Annotated in this window: 12 protein-coding genes; 7 read left to right on the forward strand and 5 right to left on the reverse strand. The window is 71.3% G+C overall.

Going from position 1 to position 18,004, the window contains the following annotated elements; translation table 11 throughout:
- The first annotated feature begins 86 nt into the window (after window positions 1-86).
- A complete protein-coding gene (locus tag JI739_RS01410) occupies window positions 87-1,199 on the forward strand; it encodes a zinc-binding metallopeptidase family protein (protein WP_201682054.1) in 1,113 nt (370 codons plus the stop codon).
- A 12-nt stretch (window positions 1,200-1,211) separates the two neighbouring features.
- On the opposite strand, the gene JI739_RS01415 is transcribed toward JI739_RS01410, so the two are convergent.
- On the reverse strand, window positions 1,212-3,119 hold the full coding sequence (locus JI739_RS01415) for a hybrid sensor histidine kinase/response regulator (RefSeq protein ID WP_354003656.1): 1,908 nt from the start codon (window positions 3,117-3,119) through the stop codon (window positions 1,212-1,214).
- Between the two features lie 205 nt (window positions 3,120-3,324).
- Between JI739_RS01415 and JI739_RS01420 the strand changes: the two genes are divergently transcribed.
- Window positions 3,325-5,457 (forward strand): PAS domain-containing hybrid sensor histidine kinase/response regulator, encoded by a 2,133-nt coding sequence (locus JI739_RS01420; RefSeq protein WP_354003657.1) that lies wholly within the window; start codon window positions 3,325-3,327, stop codon window positions 5,455-5,457.
- A 105-nt stretch (window positions 5,458-5,562) separates the two neighbouring features.
- Here the strand turns inward: JI739_RS01420 and JI739_RS01425 are convergent, their stop codons facing one another.
- Complete coding sequence (locus JI739_RS01425; RefSeq protein WP_201682056.1) at window positions 5,563-6,411, reverse strand: DUF6544 family protein; 849 nt, start codon at window positions 6,409-6,411, stop codon at window positions 5,563-5,565.
- A 1-nt stretch (window position 6,412) separates the two neighbouring features.
- Complete coding sequence (locus JI739_RS01430; protein ID WP_201682057.1) at window positions 6,413-9,076, reverse strand: bifunctional acetate--CoA ligase family protein/GNAT family N-acetyltransferase; 2,664 nt, start codon at window positions 9,074-9,076, stop codon at window positions 6,413-6,415.
- A gap of 193 nt (window positions 9,077-9,269) precedes the next feature.
- On the opposite strand from JI739_RS01430, the gene JI739_RS01435 reads away from it, so the two are divergent.
- Both JI739_RS01435 and JI739_RS01440 read left to right on the forward strand, forming a co-directional pair.
- Window positions 9,270-10,817 carry a GAF domain-containing sensor histidine kinase gene (locus tag JI739_RS01435; protein ID WP_201682058.1) on the forward strand — a complete coding sequence of 516 codons (1,548 nt, stop codon included), beginning with the start codon at window positions 9,270-9,272 and terminating at the stop codon, window positions 10,815-10,817.
- On the forward strand, window positions 10,814-11,587 hold the full coding sequence (locus JI739_RS01440; protein WP_201682059.1) for a response regulator transcription factor: 774 nt from the start codon (window positions 10,814-10,816) through the stop codon (window positions 11,585-11,587). The genes JI739_RS01435 and JI739_RS01440 overlap by 4 nt, the downstream gene beginning before the upstream one ends.
- Window positions 11,588-11,597: 10 nt before the next feature.
- Here JI739_RS01440 and JI739_RS01445 read toward each other — a convergent pair whose 3' ends face one another.
- On the reverse strand, window positions 11,598-13,934 hold the full coding sequence (locus JI739_RS01445) for a glycosyltransferase (RefSeq protein WP_201682060.1): 2,337 nt from the start codon (window positions 13,932-13,934) through the stop codon (window positions 11,598-11,600).
- Window positions 13,931-15,472 carry a tetratricopeptide repeat protein gene (locus tag JI739_RS01450; protein WP_201682061.1) on the reverse strand — a complete coding sequence of 514 codons (1,542 nt, stop codon included), beginning with the start codon at window positions 15,470-15,472 and terminating at the stop codon, window positions 13,931-13,933. The genes JI739_RS01445 and JI739_RS01450 overlap by 4 nt, the downstream gene beginning before the upstream one ends.
- A gap of 252 nt (window positions 15,473-15,724) precedes the next feature.
- Here JI739_RS01450 and JI739_RS01455 point away from each other — a divergent pair, with 252 nt between their 5' ends.
- The 3 genes from JI739_RS01455 (at window position 15,725) to JI739_RS01465 (ending at window position 17,999) form a co-directional block, all read left to right on the forward strand.
- Complete coding sequence (locus tag JI739_RS01455) at window positions 15,725-16,747, forward strand: zinc-dependent alcohol dehydrogenase family protein (RefSeq protein ID WP_201683269.1); 1,023 nt, start codon at window positions 15,725-15,727, stop codon at window positions 16,745-16,747.
- 87 nt (window positions 16,748-16,834) lie between these two features.
- On the forward strand, window positions 16,835-17,263 hold the full coding sequence (locus tag JI739_RS01460; RefSeq protein ID WP_201682062.1) for an Hsp20/alpha crystallin family protein: 429 nt from the start codon (window positions 16,835-16,837) through the stop codon (window positions 17,261-17,263).
- Between the two features lie 10 nt (window positions 17,264-17,273).
- Entirely contained in the window at window positions 17,274-17,999 is a 726-nt protein-coding gene (locus JI739_RS01465; protein WP_201682063.1) for an ABC transporter ATP-binding protein, read from the forward strand.
- Window positions 18,000-18,004: the final 5 nt, after the last annotated feature.

Below are 18,004 nucleotides of genomic sequence, written 5' to 3' on the forward strand. Positions count from 1 at the left end.
CGCCACCCGGCCGCAGCGCGCATTTCCTACGCATCACGCGCGGGTGTGCAGCGATGATGGCCCGGCCCTTCTGATCGACTGCACCCGTGAAGCTCTTCAACTGCCAGGTCTGCGGACAGGCCCTCTACTTTGAAAACGACCGATGCCTGGGCTGCGCGAGCCGCGTGGCCTTCCTGCCCGACGGGCTGGCCATGGCCGCCATCGAGCCGGCCCGCGAAGGCGGTGAGGAGTGGCAGGTGCGCCCAGGTACCGGCCATCGCGGCGGGCCGCCGCGTTACCGCCTGTGCCGCAACGCGCAGGAGCACGGCATCTGCAACTTCTGCGTGCCGGTGCACGACCCGAATACCTATTGCGTGGCCTGCCGGCTCACCCGCGTGCTGCCCGACCTGTCCCGCGAAGGCAACCTGCAGCGCTGGTACGCCATCGAGGTGGCCAAGCGGCGGCTGTTCTACACGCTCGCGCGCCTGGGGCTCATCGCCGTCGATCCGCCGCCGGGCCATGTCGAGAAGCTGTCGTTCGAGTTCCTGCAGGACCAGCCGGGGCAGGCGGTGATGACCGGGCATGCGGATGGCCTCATCACCCTCAATGTGGCCGAGGCCGACGACGACGAGCGCGCCCGCCGCCGCGTCCAGCTGCACGAGCCCTACCGCACGCTGCTGGGGCACCTGCGGCACGAATCCGGCCATTACTACTGGGACCTGCTGATCCGCGATGGCGGACGCACCGAGGGCTTTCGCGCCGTGTTCGGGGACGAGTCGGCGGACTACGGCGAAGCCTTGCGCCGGCACTACGAGACGGGCGGCTGCCCGCCCAGCTGGCAGGCCGCGCACGTCAGCGCCTACGCCACCTCGCACCCCTGGGAGGACTGGGCCGAGACCTGGGCGCATTACCTGCACATGGTCGACCTGGTGGAGACCGCCGGCGCGCACCAGACGCGGGTGGCGCTGCCGGCCGGCGGCGGCCCGCACGACACGCCCGAGGTCATCGACCCGTTCGAGGCGACCGGCGTCGAGTTCGACGACCTGGTGCGGCGATGGGCACCGCTCACCCTGCTGGTCAACAGCCTCAACCGCAGCCTGGGCCAGCCCGATGCGTATCCCTTCGCACTCAGCCCGGGCGCGCTGCGCAAGCTGCGCTACGTGCACGACGTGATCGAGGCGGTGCGCCTGGCCGGACACGTGCCGCACGCGGCGGCTTGAGCCGCGCGCGATTCAGGCCAGCGCGCGCAGTTTCTTCACCAGGTCGGCGATGCGGTACGGCTTGGACAGGAACTCGAAACCGTGGAGATCGCCCGAGTCCTGCAGCGCCGGCTTCGGGTAGCCCGACACCAGGATGATCTTGAGGTCGGGCCGGATCTGCCTGGCCCGCTGGCCCAGCTGGATGCCCGTCATGCCCGGCATCACCACGTCGGTGACCAGGAGCCGCAGGTCGGGCGTGCGCTGCAGCACCTCGAACGCCTCGGTGCCCGAGCGGGCGACCAGCACCTCGAAGCCCAAGGTGCGGAACAGCTCCGCGGCCATCTCCAGCACGTCCGGCTGATCGTCGACCAGCAGCACCTTCTCGGCGCCCTCGGTGTCCTGCGCTTCGACCGTGTCCTCGGCCAGGCCCGGAAAGTACATCGTGATCGTCGTGCCCCGGCCCGGCTCGGACACGATCTTCAGGTCACCGCCGGACTGCTGCGTCAGGCCATACACCTGGCTGAGCCCCAGGCCCGTGCCCTTGCCGACTTCCTTCGTGGTGAAGAACGGCTCGACCGCGCGTTCGATCACCTCGGCCGACATGCCGGTCCCCGTGTCCTGCACGCACACGCTGGCATAGCGTCCCGGCGGCAGCTGGCCGACTTCGGATGGCCCGAGGTCCACCGTCCCGGTGCCGACGACGATCTGCCCGCCATCGGGCGTGGCGTCACGGGCATTCACCACCAGATTGAGCAGCGCGGTCTCGAACTGCGTGCCGTCGAGCATGGCCAGGGGCACCCCGGGCTGCAGCCGCAGGTCGAACTGGACGGCGCTGCGGGACCCCCGCCGAAGCACCGGCTCGAAGTGGGTGATGAGGCGGTTCAGGTCGCGCGGTTCGCTGCGCAGCGGCTGCTGCCGCGCGAAGCTCAGCAGCTGCTGGGTCAGGGCGGCTCCGCGCCGGGTGGCCTGGTCCACCGAATCGAGCACGCGCAGGTCGGCCGGCTCCTTCAGGCGCTCGCGCAGCAACGCCACGCCGTTGCCGACGACGCTGAGCAGGTTGTTGAAATCGTGCGCGACACCGCCGGTCAACTTGCCGATGGCCTCGAGCTTTTGCGACTGGAACAGCGCTTCGCGCGCACTGGCCAGCGCCGCCTCGGTGTTCCTGCGCTCAGTGATGTCGCGCGTGATCTTGGCAAAGCCCACCAGCTCGCCGGCGTCATCGCGGATGGCATCGATGATGACGTGGGCCCAGAAGCGGCTGCCATCCTTGCGCATGCGCCAGCCCTCGGCCTCGAAGCGGCCGTGTTCCCGCGCCTGGGCCAGCGCTGTCGCCGGCTTGCCGGCCGCCTGGTCCTCTTCGGTGTAGAACCGCGAGAAGTGGCTGCCCACCACCTCGTCCTGCTCGTACCCCTTGATCCGCCGCCCGCCTTCGTTCCAGTTGGTGATCTCGCCCGACGGCGAGAGCATGTAGATGGCGTAGTCGGTGACACCCTGCACCAGCAGCCGGAAGCGCTCCTCGCTCTGGCGCAAGGCGTCCTGCATCAACTTGCGATCGGTGATGTCGCGGGTGATCTTGGCGAATCCCAGCAGCCGTCCCGTGGCGTCGCGGATCGGGTCGATCACCACGCTGGCCCAGAAGTGCGTGCCGTCCTTGCGCACGCGCCAGCCCTCGGCCTCGAACTTGCCCGTCTCTTCGGCGATGCGAAGCGCCCGCCAGGGCAGACGCGTGTATTGGTCCTCGGCCGTGTAGAAGCGCGAAAAATGCTGGCCGATGATCTCGTCGGCCGTGTAGCCCTTGAAGCGCTGGGCGCCGGCGTTCCAGCTCACCACGTGGCCCTCGGGGGAGAGCATGTAGATCGCGTAGTCGGTGACTGAACCGATGAACAGCCGAAGGCGCTCGGCCTCTTCGGCCGTCGAGACCCAGAGCGAGGGGCCGACCACGGACGATGATTCAGCTAGAAGGTCTTGAGCCACTTGAAACAGAGCGCTACGGCTCCCTGGGAAGCAGCTCAAATTATGAGCGAACGACCCAGCGGTGAACCGCAAACGCGCCCCAATCGGCGATGGGCCCGGGAACTGCCTACGCCCGCGTAGGACCGCTCCGACGCGCCTGGCACCGATACTTCGCCTTTCACCGAAATACCACGTGCTGAGAGAAGACTCCCGCCTGCTGAAGGCCATCACCTTGAACGCCAGCGTCGCCCTGTTCGTCATGGACCCGCACCAGCAATGCGTGTTCATGAACCCGGCCGCCGAGGCATTGACCGGCTATACCTTCGCGGAGGTCCAGGGCCGTCCGCTGCACGATGTGATCCACCACACGCACCCGGACGGTCGGCCCTACCCGCTGCACGAATGCCCGATCGATCGGGCGTTTCCAGAGCGCCATCGCATGCAGGGCGATGAAGTGTTCGTCCACAAGCAGGGCCACTTCTACGACGTCGCCTTCACGGCGAGTCCCATCCTGGACGACGACGGACGGCCGATCGGTACCGTGATCGAGGTTCGCGACATCACGGAGCGCAAGCGACAGGCCGCGCTGGTGGCAGCGGAGGCGGAACTGCTCGAGCTGCTCAACGAGACCTCCAGCCAGATCGCGGCGGAACTCGAACTGGACAAACTGCTGCAGCGCGTGACCGACGCGGCTACCCGGCTCACCGGGGCCCAGTTCGGAGCGTTCTTCTACAACGGGCAGGACGACCAGGGCGAGGCCATGGTGCTCTACACCCTGAGCGGAGCTCCGCGCAGTGCCTTCGAGAGTTTTGGCCATCCGCGAGCCACGCCGCTGTTCGCACCCACCTTCCACGGCGAACCGGTGGTGCGCATCGAGGACGTGCGGGCCGATCCGCGGTACGGCAAGTGGGGGCCGCACTTCGGCATGCCGCCCGGCCATCTGCCGGTGCGCAGCTACCTGGCGGTGTCCGTGCACTCGCGGCGCGGCGACACGATCGGAGGCCTGTTCTTCGGGCATTCCGCACCGAGGATCTTCACCGAACGCAGCGAGCGCCTGGCCCTGGGGATCGCGGCCCAGGCCGCCACGGCCATCGACAACGCACGCCTGTACGCGGAAGCCCAGCGCGTGGCGCGGCAACGCGACGTGCTCCTCACCAGCGAGCGGGCGGCCCGCAGCGAGGCGGAAAGCGCGAGCCGCCTGAAGGACCAGTTCCTGGCGACCCTGTCGCACGAGCTGCGCACGCCCCTGAGTGCCATGCTGGGATGGCTGCACATCCTGCGCACGAAGGGCGTGGAAGATCCGGCGGTGCTGGAACGCGGGCTGAACGTGATCGAGCGAAGCGCCCGCACGCAGCACCAGCTGATCGAGGACCTGCTGGACATGAGCCGCATCTCCACCGGCAAGCTCCACCTCGAGCCGGCGGTGATGGACCTGCGCGAGGTCCTGGATGCCGCACTCGAGCTGATCGAGCCGGCCGCCGCGGAAAAGCGGCTTGTCCTGTCGCTGGACCATGATGGCGCGGCCGAGCCCGTCCTGGGCGACGCGGCCCGGCTCAAACAGGTGTTCTGGAACCTGCTGTCCAACGCGGTGAAATTCACGCCGGACGGTGGTCGCATCCACGTGCGGGTGCGCCGGCTCCCGCAGGCCGTGCAGGTCGCCATCGAGGACACCGGCGTGGGCATCCGGCCTGAATTCCTGCCCCACCTGTTCGAGCGATTCCGGCAGGCCGATGGGACCACCAGCCGCCGGTACGGGGGCCTGGGGCTGGGACTGGCCTTGGTGCACAAGCTGGTGCACCTGCACGGGGGCAGCGTCGAGGCCCGCAGCCCCGGCGAAGGCCAGGGCGCCACGTTCACGGTGTCGCTGCCGCTCGCCAGTCACGCCGCGGACGACAGGCCGGAGCGGGACGAACGCGTTGCCGAAGCGTCGCCGCTGGCGGCACGCGTCCTGCTGGTCGAGGACGATCCCGGTACCCGCGAATTCCTGGAGAGGTTCCTTGCCGACGCCGGTGCCCAGGTGCAGGCCGCGCCCGACGCGGCGGCGGCGATGGCCTGCATCACCGGGCAAGGCCCTTTCGATCTCGTCATCAGCGACATCGGCATGGCCGGGCTGGACGGATATGGGCTGGTCCGCTGGCTGCGGCGCCAGTCCTCGCATGCGGCCGACATTCCCGCCATCGCGCTGACTGCATTCGTCCGCTCCGAGGACGTGGATGCCGCCAGGCGGGCCGGCTTCGATGAGCACGTGTCCAAGCCGATCGATCCCCAGCTCTTGTTGCGAACGGCCATGGCGCTCCTGGCCCGGCGCGCATCCGCGCGGACCTGATGCCGGCGAGCCTGCGCGTGCGCTGCCGCGCCGGGCAGCCGCCGTCGGCCGCGTCGCAGCCGGTCACGACCGGTCATTCGACCGGTCGGGCGGATCGCGGCTCCATCAACAAACCCGGAAGTCCAGCACGCGCGCCTGGTAGAACGGGAAGTACTCGGGCGTGCCGAAGAAGTTGCCGCCGTCCACCCGGAACGGCACCTGGAACCCAGCGACGCGCCGGAAGTCCCCGACCTCTCCTCCGAAGGGCTGCAGCCGGTACACCCCGTCCGGGTTGGCATGGCTCCAGCGCGGCATGCGAACCCACAGCGGCTGGCCTTGTGCGTCGACCCGGATCTCGACCTCCTGCGTGAGCGACCCGTGCGTGACGGTGGCCCGCGCGGTGTCGGCGTCCACCGCGCTCCACGACACCGACGGGCCCGGCAGCAGGAAGGCCGGGGACCAGAACGCCGCCTCGGCGACCACGCGGCCAAAGCTGGATCTCAGGTGGTCGGCATCATCGCCCGCCCGCACCACCGGCCAGCTGTGCCAGAGCCAGAAGCGGGTCCAGGAATGCCCACCCACCATGGCGTCCGATCCCGCCAGGCGCAGCGCACCCTGGCCCGCGCGCACCTGCCACAGCAGGCCGTGGGGCGGCGCCAGCACCTGCCGCGCCTGCATCGGCAGGAAGCGCGGGTCTTCCCGCGAGCCCAGCGACAGCCGCCCCGCCATCCGGATGTCGACCACCGTGCGCAGCGGGGTGCCGGGCTCGATGGCGAACAGGAAGAAGCGCCGAGCCGCCTCCGGCAGCCCGTCGACGCTGGCGGGGTCGAAGCGATGGGCGACGCGATCGCCCGCCCGCGAAAGCAACTCGCGCCGTGCCTGCTGCTCCACCCGCCGGTCGGCCGCCCACCGCCCCAGCTGCCAACCCAGCGCCACCGGCAAGGCCAGGGCTCCCAGGCGCCACCCGAACCTCATGTCAGTCCCCCTGGCCCAGGTCCAGCCGCATCGTGCAGCCTGCTTCGTCGCCCTCGAGCTGCAGGCCCAGGCCCCGGGCCAGCCTGACCATCGCATCGTTCTCGGGAAGGCAGGTGCCCACCACCCGCTGCACACCCCGCCCTCGCAGGTACTCGAGCAGCTTGGCCATCAGCCGATGGCCCAGCCCCCGGCCCTGCCAGTGCGGCGCCACCTGCACCGCGAACTCGGCTTCGATGCGGTCGGGGTCGCACACCGCGCGCGCCTCGCCCACCATCCGCTCCCCGTCCAGCGCGATGAAGGCCATTTCCCGCTCGTAGTCGATCTGGCAGAAGCGCGCCAGCTCGGAACGCGGCACCTCGCGCCGTGAGCACAGGAAGCGCCTGCGCAGGTCGGCCGGGCCCGCGGCGGCATAGAAGTCGACGAGGCGCTTGCCGTCCTCGGGCCGGATCGGCCGCAGCAACAGCACCCGCTGGGCCAGCGACACGGTTTCTTCCAGCTCGGACGGATAGGGCCGCAGCGCCAGCCGGCCATCGGCCGCCCCGGTGGCGCGCGCCAGCCGGACCCGCGCGTCGACCGCGCGCACGCCGTGGGCGTCGGCCACCAGGGGGTTGATGTCCAGCTCGGCCACCTCCGGCAAGTCGCAGGCGATCTGCGACACCGCCAGGATGGCGTGGACCAGGGCCGCCTCGTCCACGCCGGGCAAGCCCCGATGGCCGGCCAGGAGCGGCCCGATGCGCGTGCGCGAGACCAGCTCGCGGGCCAGCGCCGCGTTCAGTGGTGGCAGGTCCAGCGCCCGGTCCTTGCGGATCTCGACGGCGGTGCCGCCCGCCCCGAACAGCACCGCCGGGCCGAACACCGGATCGGTCGCCAGGCCCACGATCAGTTCGTGCCCGTGGGTGTTGCCGGCCATGCGCTGCACCATGAACCCGGTGATGAGCGCCTGCGGCTGGCGCGCCGCCACCCGCTCGCGCATCTGCGCGATCGCCTGGCGCAGGTCGTCGGCCGACGCGATGTCCAGCGCCACGCCGCCCACGTCGGTCTTGTGCTGGATCTGCGGCGAGACCACCTTGAGGGCCACGGGATAGCCGACCTCGTTGGCGGCGGCGACGGCTTCATCGGCGTCGCGCACGCGCCGGGTGCCGAGCACCGGCACGCCGTAGGCCGCCAGCAGCGCCATCGCGTCGGCGGCGTCCAGCCATTCGCGGCCGCTCTCACGCGCTCGGGCGAGCACCCGCTCGGCGGCCTGCCGATCGGGGCGGATGCGCTCGGGCTGCGCGTCGGGCAACTCGAGCAGCGCCTGCTGGTGCCGGTGGTATTGCACCAGCTGCAGCCAGGCCTGCACCGCATGCTCGGGCGTGTCGTAGCAGGCCAGTCCGGCGGCGCTGAAGGCCTGCCGGGCCGATTCGACCGAGCGGCCCCCGAGCCAGCAACTGAGCACCGGCTTGCGCATCTCGCGCGCCAGCGGCAGGCAGGCCGCGGCGATGTCGTACGCGGGCACCACCGCCGTGGGCGCATGCATGAAGACCACCCCGTCCACCTCGGCTGCGGCCGCCAGGATGCGCAGCGCCTCCCGGTAGCGGGCCACCGGGGCGTCGCCCACCAGGTCCACCGGATTGCCATGCGACCAGTTCGCCGGCAGCACCGCATCGAGCGCCGCCAGCGTGTCCGCGCCCAGCTCGGCCAGGGTGCCGCCACCCAGCGACAGGGCATCGGCCGCCAGCACCCCGGCGCCGCCGCCGTTGGTGAGCAGCACCAGCCGCTCGCCACACCAGGGCCGCGGCCGTGCCAGCGTCTCGGCCGCACCGAACAACTCGTCCAGCGTGAAGACCCGCAGCATGCCGGCGCGGCGCACGGCCGCATCGAACACCGCGTCCGATCCGGCAAGGGCCCCGGTGTGCGAGGCGGCCGCCCGCGCGCCCTCGGCCGCGCGTCCCGCCTTGACCACGATCACCGGCTTGTTGCGGGCCGCGGCGCGCGCCGCCGACATGAACTTGCGCGCGTGCTTGACCGATTCCATGTACATGAGGATGGCGCGCGTGTCGCCATCGCTGGCCAGGTAGTCGAGCACGTCGCCGAAGTCCACGTCGGCACTGTCGCCCATGGAGATGAAATGCGAGAAGCCGATGCCGCGCGTGCCGGCCCAGTCGAGCATGGCCGTGGCCAGTGCGCCGGACTGGGTGACGAAGGCCAGCGGGCCCGGCGTCGCGTGGCCGGGCGCGAAGCTGGCGTTGAGCCCGATGCCGGGCACCAGCGCGCCGATGCAGTTGGGCCCCAGCACGCGCAGCAGCCAGGGCCGGGCGGCCTCCAGCATGGCCTGCTCCAGGGTGCGCACGCCGTCGGGAGCGACCTGCTTCAGCCCGGCCGACACCACGATGGCCGCCCGCGTGCCCTTGCGTCCGAGTTGCTCGACCAGCCCGGGCACCGTCGCGGCCGGCGTGCAGATGACGGCCAGCTCGGGCGCGGCCGGCAGCGAGTCGACGCCCGGCCACACCTGCAGCCCGTCCACCTCGCCGGCCTGCCGTGCCACGGCCCACACCGGGCCTGCGAAGCCGGCACCGCGCACGTTGCGCAGCACGATGGCGCCCAGGTTGCCGGGCTTGTCGGAGGTGCCGATCACGGCCACCGAACGGGGCGCGAACAGGAATTGCAGGTTTCGGATGCTCAAGGAAACTCCCAGGCCGGCGGCGCCGGCGCGTCGCAGGCAGGTTATCCGGCCCGCCCCGCCGGCGCTTGCGACAGATCAAGGCCGGCGCGGTGACCGACTTCCAGCCACCGGACCGGGATGTCCCTAGTCGGTGCCCGCACCAGGCCCGGCTGGGTCAGAATGCCCGGCCTGCGCTTTCCCTACCCTGCCCCACGTGATCGCCCCACCTATTGCCGAGAACGAGTCCGCGCGACTCGCCGATCTCCAAGCCTATGAAATCCTGGACACACCGGCCGAAGCCGTGTTCGACGAGATCGCCGAACTCGCGGCGGCGATCTGCGGCACGGCCTATGCCGCCATCACCTTCGTCGACCGCGACCGCCAGTGGCTCAAGAGCAAGCACGGCCTGACGTTCAGCCAGAGCAGCCGTGACCAGAGCGTCTGCGGCCACGCGATCCTGGAGGACACCTTCTTCGAGGTGCCCGACCTCTCGCTCGATCCGCGCTTCAGCGGCAATCCCCTGCTCTTTCCGCGCGGCGGTCCGCACATGCGCTTCTATGGCGGCAGCCAGCTCACCAGCGACCGCGGCAACAACCTGGGCATGCTGTGCGTGCTGGACGAGCAGCCGAGGCAGCTCACGGCGCAGCAGCGCCGCGCCATGGCGCAACTCGCCGATGTGGTGATCGCCCTGGTCGAGGCCCGCCGCAACCGCAGCCGGCACGAAGTCCTGGGCCAGGTGCTCGACCATTTGCGGGCGTCCATCACCGTGTTGGACGCCCAGACACACCGGCACCTGCACGCCAACACGGCGGCCCTGCAGGAAACCGGGCATTCGCTGGAGCAGCTGCGAGCCCTCACGCCGCCCCAGGTGCTGCAGGGGCTGCCCCAGGCGCGCTTCGAAGCCGCCATGCAGCGCTTGCATGGCGGAGCGCGCCAGGCGGTGGAGGACTACAGCGTCGCGGGGGCCGATGGTCGCCCGATCCCGATGGAAACCCGCTGGGAGAAGCTGGAGGCGCTGCAGCGCGAGCTGGTCGTGGGCATCGGCCGCGACATCAGCGAGCGCAAGGCGCTGGAGCGCATGAAGGACGAACTGGTGTCCCTCATCAACCACGAGCTGCGAACGCCGCTGACCTCGATCCGGGGCGCGGTCAAGCTGCTGGAAAGCGGCGCCGCCGGCCCCTTGCCCGACGCGGCCGCGAAGCTGATCGGCATCGCTTCGCAGAGCACCGACCGGCTGCTGGCCATCGTGGGCGACCTGCTCGACCTGGACCGGCTGGCCTCGCAGCAGATGACCTTCCGGCTCGACAGGCTGGACGCCGCGGCGGTGCTGGCCCAGGCCGCCCAGCTCGCGCGGCCGCTGGCGCTGGACGCACAAGTCCGCCTCGACGTGCAGGCGTCGCCTCGGTTGCTGTTGCGCGCCGATGCGCAGCGGCTGCAGCAGGTGATCGACAACCTCGTCTCCAACGCCATCAAGTTCGCCCCGAACGACAGCGCCGTGACGCTTGCGGCCACCCGCGAAGATGGCGGCTGGGTGCGCCTGGCCGTGACCGACCGGGGACCTGGCGTGCCCGAGTCGTTCCGCTCGCGGATCTTCCAGCGCTTCGCCCAGGCCGACGCGCGAACCACGCGGGCCAAGGGCGGTTCGGGCCTGGGCCTGTCGATCGCCAAGCAGATGACCGAGCAGATGGGCGGCCGCATCGGCTTCGACTCCGAGCCGGGCCGCACCAGCTTCCACCTGACTTTTCCGGAGGCGACGCCATGACGCGCACCCGCATCCTCCTGGTCGAGGACGACGACGGCGTCCGCAACGTCGCCCAGACGACGCTCGACATCCTCGGCGGCTACGACGTGCTGGCGCTGGCTTCGGGCGAAGAGGCGTTGGCCCGGGCCGAGGCCTTCGCCCCGCGACTGCTGCTGCTGGACGTGGCCATGCCCGGCATGGACGGCCCGCAAACGCTGGCCGCGCTGCGCCGCATCGAGGCGCTGGCCGCGGTGCCGGCGGTGTTCCTCACCGCCCGCACCCAGGCGCGCGAGGTGGTGCACTACCGCTCCCTCGGTGCCCGCGACGTGATCGCCAAACCCTTCGAGCCGGCCCAACTCTGCGAGCGGGTCCAGGCCGTGCTGGCGGACGACGGCGCGCCGGCCGCCCCCGACAGCGGCGACACCCGCACCGCCCTGGTGGTCGAGGACGATCCCACCATCCGCTACCTGCTCGGATACGTGCTCGAACAGAACGGCTGGCGCATGCGGGTCTGCGAGGGCGGCGACGAGGCCCTCGCGGTCATCGAAGCCGGCGAGCTGCCCGATGCGGTGCTGCTCGACGTGCAGCTTCCCGGCGTGGACGGCCTGACGCTGCTGCAGCGGCTGCGGGCCCGGCCCGAGTGGGGGCAGGTCCCGGTGATGATGCTCACCGCCGGCGGCGACGAATCACAGGTGACCCGCGCCCTCGCCCTCGGGGCCGACGATTACGTGGGCAAGCCCTTCGACTTCACCGAGCTGGTGGGGCGGCTGCAGCGCCTGCGGCGCCGCTGAATCGCCGCTTTCATTTCTTGGCTTTCGACCGCGTCGTCACCACCCAGGTGGTCTCGCCCAGCGCCTCCTTCAGGTGGGCGATGCGGTTCCAGGCGTTCTTCAGGCCCGCGTAGAACAGCACCGACGTCACCAGGTAGAAACCGAACCAGCGCGGGTGCCGGCGCAGCTGCGGGTCGGCCAGCTTCCAGGTGAACCAGACCTGTCCCGGTCCCGTGGTGAGCGTGAACAGAGAAGTCACCACGAACAGCGGCACGAACCAGTCGATGCGCGACAGCGACCCGGCCTCGACCGCCCACCAGGCGATCAGCGGCAGGATCTGCATGGACACCCACGGGTACACCTCGCGCCAGGCCAGCAACTGCAGCATGCCCAGCTTCTGCTGCAGCGTGAGCCGTGGCGAGCGCATCGCCGGCAGCACCCACTTCAGCGAAATCTGCAACCAGCCCTGGGCCCAGCGCAACCGCTGCTTGGCCAGCGCCTGCAGCGTCTCGGGCGCCAGTTCCCGCGACACCAGGTACGGGTCCGACACGATGCGCCGCCCCCGCAGCACCGCCCGCATGGACGAATCGATGTCCTCGGTCAGCATGAACCCGTGCATGCGCAGCTCCCGCAGCAAAGGCGTTCGCCAGTAGCCATTGCTGCCGCCGAAGATGCCGAAGCCGTGCAGCCGCGCGCGCCCCGGATGGCTCACCGCGTAGATCTGCTCGAACTCCACCGCCACCATGCGCGCCACCCAGGACGAAGCCCCGTTGCGGATGTAGCAGTGGCCCTGGATCACGTCGGCCCCGTGCGACAGCCAGCGCCAGGCGCGGCGGAAGCTGTCGGGGTCGGGCTGGTGGTCGGCGTCGAACACCGCGGTGAACTCGCCGGTCGCGTACGGCAAGGCCGCGTTGACGTTCTGTGCCTTGGACGTGCTGGTGCGCACCCGCATCGGCAGGAAACGCGGGTCCTCGCGGGCGATCTGCTGCAGGCGATCCTCGATCTCCGGCATGTCGCGCGGCGTGTTGTAGGCCAGGATGATCTGCAACGGACCGGGGTACTGCACCCGCAGGAAGGCCTGCACCGTGTCCTCGATGATCGGCGCCTCGTTGGGCAGGTACGCGGCGATGATGGCCGACGCCTTCGGGTACGGAGCCGCGGGCTGGCTGGGTGGATCGACCCGTTTCATCGCCAGCCATCCCTCCGCCCAGATCGACAGCGCCGTGAGCGTGAGCGACACCACCACGAACACATACACCCCGCGGCTGATGTCCATGCCGTGGCTCCCCAGGCCCCAGTACACGAGGAAGGGCAACCCCAGCCCGAGCAGCATGGTGATGGCGTACTGCACCAGCAGCGCATGCCGTGCCTGCAACTGGCTGAGCCAGCCGAGCAGCGCCGAACGCGGCGGCGGCTTGGGCGCGGTTTCGCGCGCCGCCCGGTACAAGGCCGGCTGCAGGTCCAGGTGCAGCGCCGACTGGCGCGCCGCGGCCCGCGCGTGTTGGACGGCCTGCACCGCGTCGGCGCTGCGGCGCACCGAGGCATAGCCCAGCGCCGGGGTGTATTGGGTCGACTGGCCCTGCAGGTCGAAGCGATGCCCCGCGATCCGTCGGCTCAGCATCCGCAGGCGCCGGCCCGCCGCGCGGGCCGAGGTGCCGGGCATCAGCAGGAGCAGGTCCCCTTCGGCGCCCAGGCTGACCTGCTCGTCGGCCAGCGCGTCCAGTTGCGCGAGTTCGGCCACCTGCCGCCAGAGGTGGTGCATGGCAGCGCCGGACAGGCGGCCGGCGAAGCGGGCCAGCTCGTCGAGCAACACCGCCGCGACGAAGCTGTCGCCGGGCACGCGCCCGGCGAGCAGGTCCTGGCGCTCGGCGCCGATGTGCTCGAGCAGCTCGGCCTCCTGCAGCACGCTGAGCTGCGCGTCCTGCGGCACCGGCGGCGGCGTCGTGGCTTCGGGGCGCGAGGCGTCGCGCAGCATGGACTGCACGCGGCCGACCAGCTGCGTCGGCTCGAACGGCCAGGCCAGCCCGCGCACATGGGGGCCGCCGGGCTGCGCCTCGCGCAGCGCACCCGATGCCGCCAGCTGCTCGCCCGGACCGATCACCAGCAGCCCACCGGCGGCCGGGGTCTCCTCCCCGCGAAGGGCCGACAGCAGCTCCAGCGAGCCCATGCCGGGGATGGAGGGGGCCGCGATCACCAGGCCCCACGGCCCGCCGCGCGTGAGGTCGAGCGGACCGCCCAGCCGCACCGTGTAGCCCGCCGCCGCCAGCGGGGCGATCACATCGGACGCGGTGTCGCTGCCCAGGCCCACCAGCAGCAGCGGCAGGCGGGTCCAGTCGACGACCGGCGGCGTGTTCGGCAGCGCGCTCACCAGCGTTGCTCCAGCCGCAAGCCGACGGTGGTGCGCTCGAATCCGCTCGTGCCGCCGGCGCTCTGGGTGCGTGAGCTGAAGCGCTGCACGCGCGCTTCCAGGCGGGTGTCGCGGGTCAGCTGCCGGCCGATGGCCAGGCTGGCGTCCCAGGCCGGCTTGCTGCCGTCGGGCACCGCGTCCTCCCGGCCCAGGGCCAGGAAGGCGGTCACGTCCCACGGCCCCGCCTCGGCTGGCAGCCGGTGCTGCAGCCTGGCGGTGGCCTGGGTCACGCGCACCCGGTCGGGGTTGAAATAGCCGTTGTCCAGCTGCTGCTCGAAGTCCTGCCGGCCATGGCGCACGCCCAGCCAGACCTCCGGCTTGAGCCGCATGCGCCACTCACCACTGGCCTGCCCCGCCCAGCGCCGGTTGCCGTCGGAATAGATGCCGCGCTCCAGCCGCAGGTTGTAGCGCTGGCGCTCGCTGGGGGTGAAGTCCACGGACGCGCCGTTCTGCACCGCCGTCAGGCCTTGCCGCAGCGAGCGCAGGTTGTCGAACGTGGTGCGCGAGGAGCTGAAGTCGATGCGCACCTGGTCGCCGGGCCACCAGGTGAACCAGCTGGCGTAGATCCAGCGGTCGAACGACGGCGTGCCGCGCGGGTCGATGCGCTCGGCGCCCAGTTCGGCATTGAGCTCGGCGGCATCGCTGAAGCGCCAGCGGCCGAAGACGGACGGGCGCGTCAGGCGCACGTCGTCGGTGCCGTCCCCGCGCTCGAAGTCCAGCTGGGTCAACCGCAGGCCGGCCGCCCCGCGCCCGTCCGCCAGCGACGCTTCGTGCCCGAGCCGCCATTGCCGGATGTCCAGCTCGTCGGACTGGCTGGAACGCTGGGCGTCGACCCAGGTGCGCGGCCGGGTGGAGCGAATCCCCTCGTCGCGCAGCCGGGCGGCCTTCTCGTCGCCTTCCAGCCGCGAGTCGGCGAGCGTGCGCCGGGCCAGGTCCGGCCGCCCCATCCATTGCTGCGACTCGGCCAGTTGCACGCGCGCTTCGCGGTCGTCGGGCCGCTGCTGCAGCAAAGGCTCCAGCACGGCGATGGCTTCGCGCTGGCGGCCGCTCCAGCTCAATGCGCGCGCGAGGTTGCGCTGGGCATCGAGATCACCCGGCTGCTCGCGCAGCAGCTCGCGGTACACCCCGCCGGCTTCGCCCGGCTGGTCCGACCACAGCAGCGCCAGGCCCAGGCCCTTCAAGAGGCGCTGCCGCTGCGGCGCATCGACGGCGCCGGTGGCCAGGGCTTCGCGGTACAGCGGCACCGCCTGGCGCGCACGTTCCGAGTAGGTGAGCTGGTCGGCGTATTCCGGCAGGAGCTCGGGGCGCCGGTGGGGCGCCTGCCGCAGCAATTGCTCGAACAGGTCGGCCGACGCGCGATTGCGGTCCTGGCGCGCCGCTTCGCGGGCCTGTTGCAGCAGCTGGTCGGCTTCCTGGGCCTGCAGGGGCACGCCACAGCTGATGACCAAGGCCGCCAGCACCGCGGCGGCTGGTCGGCGGATAGAAGAAGTTCGCGACATCGTGGGGAGCGCAGGCACGCGCGGAAATCGAATGGTCGGGTTGGAAAGCGGTGCGCATCCTAGCTCGACAATTCAATGTCCCCGGCCGCCCGTCGGTGGGGCCGGGAAAGCCGCACGGGGCTGTGCAATAAGTCGGCCCCGGCGGAGGTCCGGCGCTGCCGCCCGGCCCTGGCGACAGCCCACCGGGGCGGTGGTCCCGCCCTTCCCCGATCCGGCCACCTGGGATTCAATGCGGCCATGACGCCCACCACCATGCTCGCCATGGCCGTCGACCCGCAGGCGCACGTCCTGCGGCCGGTGCGGCGCCAGGTCCCCCGTCCCGCCGCCGGCGAAGTCCTGCTCCGGGTGCTTGCCTGCGGGGTCTGCCGCACGGACCTGCACATCCTGGACGGCGACCTGCCCCCGCACCGACCCGGCGTGATCCCGGGCCACGAGATCGTCGGCACCGTCGTCGGCCGTGGCCCCGGCGCGGTTCGCTTCACCGACGGCCAACGCGTGGGCGTGCCCTGGCTGGGCCGGGCCTGCGGGGTTTGCGGCTTTTGCGGCAGCGGCCATGAGAACCTGTGCGACGCCCCCGCCTTCACCGGCTACGACCGCGACGGCGGCTATGCCGAGTACGTGGCGGCCGACGAGCGCTTCTGCCTGGAACTGCCGCCCGGCTGCGACGACGCGCATGCCGCGCCACTGCTGTGCGCCGGGCTCATCGGCTTTCGCACCTGGCGCCTGGCCGGCGGCGCCGAGCCGCGCCACATCGGCCTGTGGGGCTTTGGCGCCGCCGCGCACATCGTCTGCCAGCTGGCCAGCGCGCAGGGCCAGCAGGTGTACGCCTTCACGCGCTCCGGCGATTCGGCGGGCCAGGCCTTCGCGCGCGAACTGGGCGCCACGTGGGCCGGCGGCAGCGACGAGGCGCCGCCCCGGCCGCTTGACGCGAGCCTGATCTTCGCGCCCGTCGGCGCGCTGGTGCCGGCGGCGCTGGCCAGCGTGCGCAAGGGCGGCCGGGTGGTCTGCGGCGGCATCCACATGAGCGACCTCCCGTCCTTCCGCTACGAGCTGCTCTGGGGCGAACGCGAGCTGCGCTCGGTGGCCAACCTCACCCGCGAGGACGGAGCCGCTTTCTTCGAGCTGCTGCGGCGGATGCCCCTGCGGACCCACGTACAGGTCTTTGCGCTGGAGCAGGCCCAGGCCGCGGTCGATGCGGTGCGGTCCGGACGGGTCAATGGCGCGGCCGTGCTGGTTCCGCGCGGCGTCCGGCAGCCCTCACCGAATGCCCCTTGACCAGGATCAAGGCGGCTTGTCCAGGCCGTTCCTACAGTGGCTGCGTGCCCGCGACCCACGGGTACGCACACCCTCAAGGAGACCGTCATGAGCAACCTTCGCCTGATCGACCCCGTCTTCGGCGACAACCTCGAATCCGCCTGGCGCCGCTTCTTCCCGCCCGGCCTGCTCGACAAGGAAGCCGAGGCCCTGCGGATGCGCCTGGACGTGACCGAGAACGACAAGGCGTATGTGGTCAAGGCCGACATCCCCGGCGTGAAGAAGGAAGACATCGACGTGCAGGTCGACGGCAACGTGGTGTCCATCCGCGCCGAGACCCGTAGCGAGAAGGAAACCCGCGGCGATGGCGACCGCGTGCTTCGCAGCGAGCGCAGCTACGGCACGATCTCCCGCAGCTTCAGCCTCGGCCAGGACGTCGATGCCTCCCAGGTGCAGGCACGCTACGCCGATGGCGTGCTGAGCCTGGAGCTGCCGAAGAAATCGCCCGCCGACTCACGGCGCATCGCCATCCAGTAACGCCGCCGGCATGCCGCCTGCCGCCGACCCGCATCCGCCCATCCTGCAGGCCCGCAAGCTCTGCAAGGTGTACGGCAGCGGCGAGGCCGCCGTGCATGCGCTGCGCGACGTCGACCTGGACGTCGCGCGCGGCGAGTTCGTGGTGCTGCTGGGCGCATCGGGCAGCGGCAAGTCCACGCTGCTGAACATCCTGGGCGGGCTGGACCGGCCCAGCTCCGGCACGCTCAGCTTCGCCGGCCAGCCCCTGACCGGCGTCGGCGAGGACGCGCTCACCACCTACCGCCGCGAGCACGTGGGCTTCGTCTTCCAGTTCTACAACCTCATCCCCAGCCTCACGGTGGCCGAGAACGTGGCGCTGGTGACCGACATCGCCCGCGATCCGATGCCGGTGGACGAGGCCATCGCCCTGGTGGCCCTCTCGCCCCGGCGCAACCACTTTCCCTCGCAGCTCTCCGGCGGCGAGCAGCAGCGCGTGGCGATCGCCCGCGCCATCGCCAAGCGGCCCGAGCTGCTGCTGTGCGACGAGCCCACCGGCGCGCTCGACTACGCCACCGGCAAGCTGGTGCTGGAGGTGATCGCGCGCATCAATGCCGAGCTGGGCACCACGGCGCTGGTGATCACGCACAACGCCGCGATCTCGGGCATGGCCGACCGGGTGGTGCGCGTGGCCGATGGCCGCATCGACCGCATCGAGCGCCCCGAGCGGCGCCTCACGCCGGCCGAGCTGGCCTGGTGACCGGC

It is taken from the genome of Ramlibacter aurantiacus (assembly GCF_016722895.1).
GTDB classification, from domain to species: domain Bacteria; phylum Pseudomonadota; class Gammaproteobacteria; order Burkholderiales; family Burkholderiaceae_C; genus Ramlibacter; species Ramlibacter aurantiacus.